This window comes from Massilia sp. Root335, assembly GCF_001425685.1.
Taxonomy (GTDB): Bacteria; Pseudomonadota; Gammaproteobacteria; order Burkholderiales; family Burkholderiaceae_D; genus Telluria; species Telluria luteola.
Genome location: NZ_LMCY01000003.1, coordinates 525,740 through 532,593, shown reverse-complemented (window position 1 = coordinate 532,593; position 6,854 = coordinate 525,740). Strand labels below are relative to the sequence as shown.

7 protein-coding genes and 1 pseudogene are annotated in these 6,854 nt (G+C 66.4%); 7 read left to right on the top strand and 1 reads right to left on the bottom strand.

Going from position 1 to position 6,854, the window contains the following annotated elements:
* Nucleotides 1-645: pseudogene (locus tag ASC93_RS31270) on the top strand (hypothetical protein); the annotation flags it as partial.
* 106 nt (nt 646-751) lie between these two features.
* Here the strand turns inward: ASC93_RS31270 and ASC93_RS31265 are convergent.
* On the bottom strand, nt 752-997 hold the full coding sequence (locus ASC93_RS31265) for a hypothetical protein (RefSeq protein ID WP_056436511.1): 246 nt from the start codon (nt 995-997) through the stop codon (nt 752-754).
* Nucleotides 998-1,108: 111 nt separating this feature from the next.
* Between ASC93_RS31265 and ASC93_RS02740 the strand changes: the two genes are divergently transcribed.
* The 6 genes from ASC93_RS02740 to sppA all read left to right on the top strand — a co-directional run bounded on the left by ASC93_RS02740 (nt 1,109) and on the right by sppA (nt 6,719).
* The gene (locus ASC93_RS02740; RefSeq protein ID WP_056436509.1) at nt 1,109-1,603 is read left to right on the top strand and encodes a type VI secretion system tube protein Hcp; all 495 of its coding nucleotides are present in this window, start codon (nt 1,109-1,111) and stop codon (nt 1,601-1,603) included.
* 8 nt (nt 1,604-1,611) lie between these two features.
* Nucleotides 1,612-1,998: a hypothetical protein gene (locus tag ASC93_RS02735; RefSeq protein WP_056436946.1), complete on the top strand. Its 387-nt coding sequence runs from the start codon at nt 1,612-1,614 to the stop codon at nt 1,996-1,998.
* Nucleotides 1,979-2,584, top strand: a complete 606-nt coding sequence (locus tag ASC93_RS02730; protein ID WP_056436506.1) for a hypothetical protein — start codon at nt 1,979-1,981, stop codon at nt 2,582-2,584. The genes ASC93_RS02735 and ASC93_RS02730 overlap by 20 nt, the downstream gene beginning before the upstream one ends.
* A gap of 289 nt (nt 2,585-2,873) precedes the next feature.
* Nucleotides 2,874-3,302: a hypothetical protein gene (locus ASC93_RS02725; RefSeq protein WP_056436943.1), complete on the top strand. Its 429-nt coding sequence runs from the start codon at nt 2,874-2,876 to the stop codon at nt 3,300-3,302.
* Between the two features lie 58 nt (nt 3,303-3,360).
* The gene (locus ASC93_RS02720; protein WP_056436503.1) at nt 3,361-4,836 is read left to right on the top strand and encodes a sodium:solute symporter; all 1,476 of its coding nucleotides are present in this window, start codon (nt 3,361-3,363) and stop codon (nt 4,834-4,836) included.
* A gap of 11 nt (nt 4,837-4,847) precedes the next feature.
* Nucleotides 4,848-6,719, top strand: a complete 1,872-nt coding sequence (gene sppA / locus ASC93_RS02715) for a signal peptide peptidase SppA (RefSeq protein WP_056436500.1) — start codon at nt 4,848-4,850, stop codon at nt 6,717-6,719.
* The last annotated feature ends 135 nt before the right edge of the window (nt 6,720-6,854 follow it).

Here is a 6,854-nt window from a genome sequence, read left to right as displayed (position 1 = left end):
CTCGAGCCGGCACAGCCCGCGTCCGAGGCCGGCGACGAGCTGGCCGCCGAAACCCAGGGCGAGCAGCCGACGGAAGTGCCGGCGGCGGCACGCGAATCGCGCCGCCGCGGGGGCCGTGGACGCAAGGGCCGCGAGGCTCAGGCGGGAAGCGCCGACGCCGCTGCGCCGGCATCCGAAGATGCCGCCATGGCGACCTGGCCCGCACCGACGCCCGACCTGGCCGAGGCGATCGAACCGGTGGCCGCGGCCGAGGCCGACGATGCGGCCGCGGTCGCGCCGGCTGCCGACGAGGCGCCCGCGCCCGTGAAGGAACGCCGCCGTCCCGCGCGCGCGCCGCGCAAGCCGGCCGCGCGCAAGGATGCGGCACCCGCCGCGGAGGTGCCGGCATCCGGCACGGCCGTGACGCCGGACCAGGCGGCACAGCAAGACAGCGCCGCCGCGGCCGACGCGCAGCATGCCGTCGCGGAGCAGGCGGCGATGCCGGCCGGCGACGGTGCCGCACCGGAAGGCGAGGACGAGGGCGACGGCGCGAAACCGGCCCGCAAGAAATCCAGCCGCCCGGCGCACAAGGCCCCGTCGCGCAAGCCGGCCACGCGCGCGCCGCGCAGGCCGGCCAAGGCGAAGACGCCGCCGGAAAACGGCTGACAGCCCGTTGCGCGCCGGTACGGCGTGCCCGGGCCGAATCCGGAAGCGGCTGGGGCACCCCAGGCGCGATGAAGCACCACAGTTTGCGGCGCAAGCTGTGTCGTAATCAGCCAATCCGCTCGACCTGCCGGACGATATGCCACATCTTGTGACGGATCGTCTGGCCGGTCGACGGCTGTCGTTTCGTTCCCGCAGCCTGGTCGACATGTCCGAACACGCCGATTGATAGGGCCCAAATCTTGTGGCCTTGTTCGGCGCAACAATCCTCGATCGAGCCTGCCGACCTTATTGGAGCCGCCTTGCGCACGAACGGGAAGCCAACGTCGGTCGTTTTGGCCGTCGTGGCATCCACGGGGCTCCACCGTCGGCGTGCTCGCCGGGCCAGACCGCGGCAGGGCATTCCGCATCGGAAACGCCCGTGCCAATGAGTCGGCGCCACGTCATCTTCAACCGGAGACAATCAATGGCAATCGACGTGTACCTGCAAATTGACGGCATCAAGGGCGAATCCCAGGACGACAAGCACAAGGACTGGATCGAGGTCACAGGTGTCCACTGGGGCATCCACCAGCCGCGCAGCGCCACGGCGTCGACCGGCGGCGGCCACACCGCGGAGCGCGTCGACATGTCGGACATCTCGTTTTCCAAGCTCACGGACCTCTCCAGTCCCATCCTTGCCCAGGCATGTGCGATGGGCAAAACGATTCCAAAGGCGAAATTCGAGTTCTTCCGCGCAGACGGCAACGGCGACCGGGTAAAGTACTTCGAGGTCGACATGGAAAACGTCCTCATCGGCATGGTCAAGCCGCACATGGGGGGCGATGAGTCTTTCCTGTCCGAGAACGTCAACCTCAAGTATTCGAAGATCAAGTGGAAGTACACCCAGCAAAAGATCGGCGGGGGTAGCGGCGGGAATACTGCCGGCGGCTGGGATCTTGCCGCCAACAAGATCGCGTGAGGTGCGCGATGCCGGTTGACATCGACAAGTTCACCAAGCATCTCTATGACGCAGCCGACAAGCACATGCATAGCCACAGGAAATGCGGCGAGTACGTGAGAAAGGCGCTGCAAGCCGGCGGTGCGAACTTTCACGGCGTTTATCCGCCTACCGGAAAGGAGTTTGGCCCGGCCCTCGAGATGTTGGGTTTCCATGAGATCACCGTCAAGGACCCGGACAAGTTCAACTTCATCAAGGGCGATGTGATGGTCATGCAGCCGCATACGGACAGCACGGCAGGTCATGTTGCCGCTTATGACGGAAAGCACTGGGTGTCGGATTTTGTCCAGCGCGATTTTTGGGCAGGCAAAGCGTATCGAAAGGAAAGGCCGCATTATGCCGTCTACCGTTATTAACACATTCGCCGCAGCGGCCTTGTTGGCGCTCGGCGCGACTGCCTCCGCATCCAGTAGCGATCGGCCGCCCCGGTCCCTGACGGTTCCGGTATTGGGCCTGCGCTTGCCGCTCGATCGGGTCAACGTCGAGAAGTTTCCGGAAGGCATACGGGCGACGTGCGACCAAATCGCCGATGACGAGATGTACACCGGTCAGGTGTGGATTTTTGGCAGGGTAAACGATGCGGCATCGGCTTATTACATCGTGACCGGGATTTTCAAGCGGCGCAGTCCTGACCCGGCAGGAGAAAGACGGCTTTATGAGAATTGGGATAACGGCCTCGTTCTTACCGCGAAGGACGGCAAGTGCGGCGGTGACGATGCGGCGGAGACCTTCGACGTGCACGACCCGAATGCCGAGAACGACGGCAACGTGCCCGACCCGATCCTGCGCGCGCTGGCCCGCGATCTTGCCGCGCGAACCGTTCGGGCGTTCGGTGGCCCCGACCGATTGCGTGCCGAAATCAGGAACCAGCGCATCGACTTCAACCAGCTGCCGTCGGACGTGCAGGAGGCGTTCAAGCCGTACTTCGGGCCCGCAAAGTAGCGGGCGACACGGGCGCCGCGCAGGCCGGCCAAGGCGAAGACGCCGCCGGAAAACGGCTGATAATCCGTCAATCCCGGCATTGCGGGGATTGACGGCCTCAAACCCTTGAACCGTCGCCCCCGCGCAGGCGGGGGCCCAAGTCCAGCCCGCATCCACGCAACGTAATCGGGTCCCCGCCGAGGCGGACGGCCAGTCCGGCGGCGACGCTGTTCCGCGCGCGCATCCCGCATTTGCCTGTGCAATAATGACAAGCCCCCGCGCTTCCCGCACCGTCATGCAAAGGCCCATCATGCGCACGCTTACCGGACTGTTCGCCTGCCTGTCTGTTGCAGCCTCCCTGTCGGCACACGCCGCCGCGCCGTCCGCCGCGCATCCGCTGCTGGGCATCTGGATCCTCACCATTCCGCAACTCGGCTGTTCCGAGACGTACCACTTCCGCGGCGACGGCACGACGCTCGTGAAGAGCGCGGACGAAGTGTCGGAAAGCGAGTTCACGGTCGCGGAGCGGCCCAGCGCCAAGGGGTTCTACAAGCTCGACGACAAGATCGTGAAGGACAACGGCAAGCAGGATTGCTCCGGCGAGATCATGAAGCCGGGCACGCGCGCCACCAACTACATCCGCTTCCACCCGTCCGGCGCCCGCTTCGTGATGTGCCGCAACGAGACGATGGAGGCGTGCATCGGCCCGTTCGAACGGGCGCCGGGGCAGGGGATCTGACTCCCGCGCTTCCTTGGGTGTATATTGCTGGGCGATCAGACAACATTCTGGATTTTCAATGTCCCCGGCTTTACTTTTCTGCATCCTCATCGCCTATTTCGCGCTGCTGCTGGGCGTCGCCTGGGTCACGTCGCGGGGCGCCAACAACGACAGCTTTTTCATCGGCAACAAGAGCAGCAACTGGATGCTCGTCGCCTTCGGCATGGTCGGCACGACCTTGTCCGGCGCCACCTTCATCAGCGTGCCGGGCGCCGTCGGGACGGACGGCTTCGGCTATGCGCAAATCCTCATCGGCTACGTGATCGGCTACATCGCCGTCGTCTACCTGCTGCTGCCGCTGTACTACCGCCTGCGCCTGACGTCGATCTACCACTACCTCGACGTGCGCCTGGGCCGGCGCGCCTACCAGAGTGGGGCCGGGTTCTTCATCCTGTCGCGCCTGTTCGGCGCCACGGCCCGGCTGTACCTCGTCGTCGCGGTCCTGCAGGACATCATCCTCGACGGCCTCGGCATCCCGTTCTGGCTCACGACCTTCATCGTCCTCGGCATGATCCTGCTGTACACCTACCAGGGCGGCGTGAAGACCATCGTCTGGACCGACACCCTGCAGACGACGTGCATGCTCGCCGGCCTGTTCGCCTGCGTGATCTTCATGCTGGGCCAGCTCGACCTGACGATCCCGCAGGCCTTGCAGCAGATGCAGCAAAAAGGCCTGGCGCGCGTGTTCACGCACGACGTCGACAGCCCCGGCTTCTGGCTCAAGCAGGTCGTGGCCGGCGTCTTCATCGTGCTGACGATGACCGGCATGGACCAGGAAATGATGCAGAAGACCATCTCCGTGAAGACCTTGCGGGATTCGCAGAAGAACCTGTTGAGCCTGACGGCCGTGCTGGTCGTCGTGCTGTGCGCCTTCCTGTTCCTCGGCGGCCTGCTGTACCTGTATGCGCCGGCGGCGGGCGTCACGGCGACGGGCGATAAAATCTTCCCGGCCGTCGTCATGGGCCATCTGCCGGCCGTGGTCCAGATCGTGTTCCTGATCGCGCTGATCTCGGCGCTGTTCCCCAGCGCGGACGGCGCCATCACGGCGCTGACGTCCACGTTCTGCATCGACATCCTCGGCATCCGCCGCCGCGACGACCTCACCGAAGCCGCGCGCGTGCGCGTGCGCCGCCACGTGCACCTCGCGTTCGCCCTGCTGTTCCTGGCGATGGTGCTGGTGTTCAAATGGGTGGACAATCCCAGCATGATCGTCGTGATCCTGAAGCTGGCCAGCTATACCTATGGGCCCTTGCTCGGCCTGTTCGCCTTCGGCATGCTGACGACGCGCACATTGTGCGACCGGCTCGTGCCGTGGGTGACGGTCGGCGCGCCCCTCCTGTGCGCGCTGCTGGAATACCACCAGCATGCGCTGCTGGGCAGTTACCGCCTCGGCTTCGAACTCCTGATCGTGAACGGCGCCCTCGTGTTCGCCGGCCTGTTCGCGATCTCGCGCCGCGCCGGGGCCATGCCTCTCACCGAACCGAATTTCAACTAGCCGGAGCCCTAATGCCATTCAAGCCCCTGTCATCCATGCGCCGCGGCGCCGGCGCGCTCTGGCGCGGCCTCGACGCCACCCGCCGCTTCGTGCTGAACCTGATCTTCCTGCTCATCCTGGTCGCCCTCGTGTGGAGCATGTTCGGCGGCGGTCTCAAGCCGCTGTTGCCAAAGACGGCCCTCGTGCTGGATCTCAAGGGCGAACTGGTCGAGGAGCGCGCCGGCAGCGTGCGCGACTCCGTCGTCGCCGGCCTCTCGGGCAACGGCCGCCGGCTCGTGCGCCTGCCGGACGTGCTCAAGGCGCTGGACGGCGCCGCCAAGGACGCCAACGTGAGCGAGGTCCTGCTGCTGCTGGACGAGATGAGCGGCGGCGGCCTCGCGTCGGTGCGCGAGATCGGCGCCGCGGTCGAGCGCGTGAAGGCGGCCGGCAAGCGCGTCGTCGTCTGGGGCGGCAGCTTCGACCAGAAGCGCTACCTGATCGCCGCGCACGCCAGCGAAATCTACCTGCACCCGATGGGCATGGTGCTGATCGAAGGCTTCGGCCGCCACCGCAATTATTATCGCGATGCGCTCGACAAGGTCGGCGTCACCGTCAACGTGATCAAGGTCGGCACGTATAAAAGCTTTGCCGAGCCGTTCATCGGCAACGGCCCGTCCCAGGCCGCGCAGGAGGCGGACGCCTTCCTGTACAACGGCCTGTGGAGCAGCTACACGGCCGAAGTCGAGAAGGCGCGCAAGCTGCCGGCGGGCGCCATCGCCAAGGGCATCGACGAACTGCCGCAGCGCCTCGACGCGGCGCACGGCAACGCGGCCAAGGTGGCGCTGGACTGGAAGCTGATCGACGGCATCAAGACCCTCGACGAAGTGCGCGCCATGTTCATCAAGCGCGGCGCCTACGACGACCATATCAAGAGCTTCCGCCAGGTGGGCTTTGCCGACTATGTGTCGCGCCATCCGGACAAGCCGTTCGGCGACGCGGTGGCCGTCGTCGTCGCGGCCGGCGACATCACCGAGGGCACCGGCGGCCCCGGCATGGTGGGCGGCATCTCGACGGCGAACCTGATCCGCAGCGTGCGCGAAGACAAGTCGGTGAAGGCCGTCGTCCTGCGCATCAATTCGCCGGGCGGCAGCGCGTACGGATCGGAACTGATCCGGCGCGAGCTGGAACTGACGCGCGCCGCCGGCAAGCCGGTCGTCGTGTCGATGGGCGACGTGGCCGCGTCGGGCGGCTACTGGATCTCGCTTGCGGCCGACGAAGTCATCGCCGACCCGGATACCGTCACCGGTTCGATCGGCGTGTTCGCCATCCTGCCGACGGCCGACAAGGTCGGCGATAAACTCGGCATCCATACGGCCGGCGTGACGACGACCTGGCTGGCCGACGCCTACAATCCGCTGCGCCCGCTCGATCCGCGCTTCGGCCAGCTGATCCAGTCCACCATCAACCACATCTACGACGAGTTCACGACCAGGGCCGCCATCGCGCGCAGGACGACGCCGGCGAAGATCGACGAGGTGGGCCAGGGCCGCGTGTGGACCGGCACGCAGGCCAAGGAGCGGGGCCTCGTCGACCGCCTGGGCAGCTACGGCGACGCGCTGCGCTCGGCGGCCAAGCGGGCGAACCTGGGCGACGACTTCCGCGTCACGTACGCCGAGCCGCCGACGACGCTGGCCGAGCGCCTGCTGGAACGCATCGGCTTGTCGGACGCGCAGGCGCTGACCGTGCAGGTGAAGCTGGGCCTGCTGCCGGCCGACCTCGGCGCGGCGGCCCTCGGCGGCACCACGCTGGCGCCGGTCGGCAAGGACCTGGGCTGGCTGGCCGGCGTCGCCGACCGCCGACAACCGTTCGCGGCCGTCACGCACTGCCTGTGCGCGGTGCCCTGAAACCTTTCCGGGCCGTTAAGGTTTGTAACAGCTTGTAGTTGCGCATCCATACGCCGAAACATGGCGGCAGCGATGAAATACGGGCGTGGGGCCTCTCCCACGCCCGTTTTTGTTTCGATCTCCCGGGAAGTGGAA

Coding starts and splice junctions, on each gene's coding strand:
- ASC93_RS02740 (WP_056436509.1), top strand. CDS start 1,109: ATGGCAATCGACGTGTACCTGCAAATTGACGGCATCAAGGGCGAATCC.
- ASC93_RS02735 (WP_056436946.1), top strand. CDS start 1,612: ATGCCGGTTGACATCGACAAGTTCACCAAGCATCTCTATGACGCAGCC.
- ASC93_RS02730 (WP_056436506.1), top strand. CDS start 1,979: ATGCCGTCTACCGTTATTAACACATTCGCCGCAGCGGCCTTGTTGGCG.
- ASC93_RS02725 (WP_056436943.1), top strand. CDS start 2,874: ATGCGCACGCTTACCGGACTGTTCGCCTGCCTGTCTGTTGCAGCCTCC.
- ASC93_RS02720 (WP_056436503.1), top strand. CDS start 3,361: ATGTCCCCGGCTTTACTTTTCTGCATCCTCATCGCCTATTTCGCGCTG.
- sppA (WP_056436500.1), top strand. CDS start 4,848: ATGCCATTCAAGCCCCTGTCATCCATGCGCCGCGGCGCCGGCGCGCTC.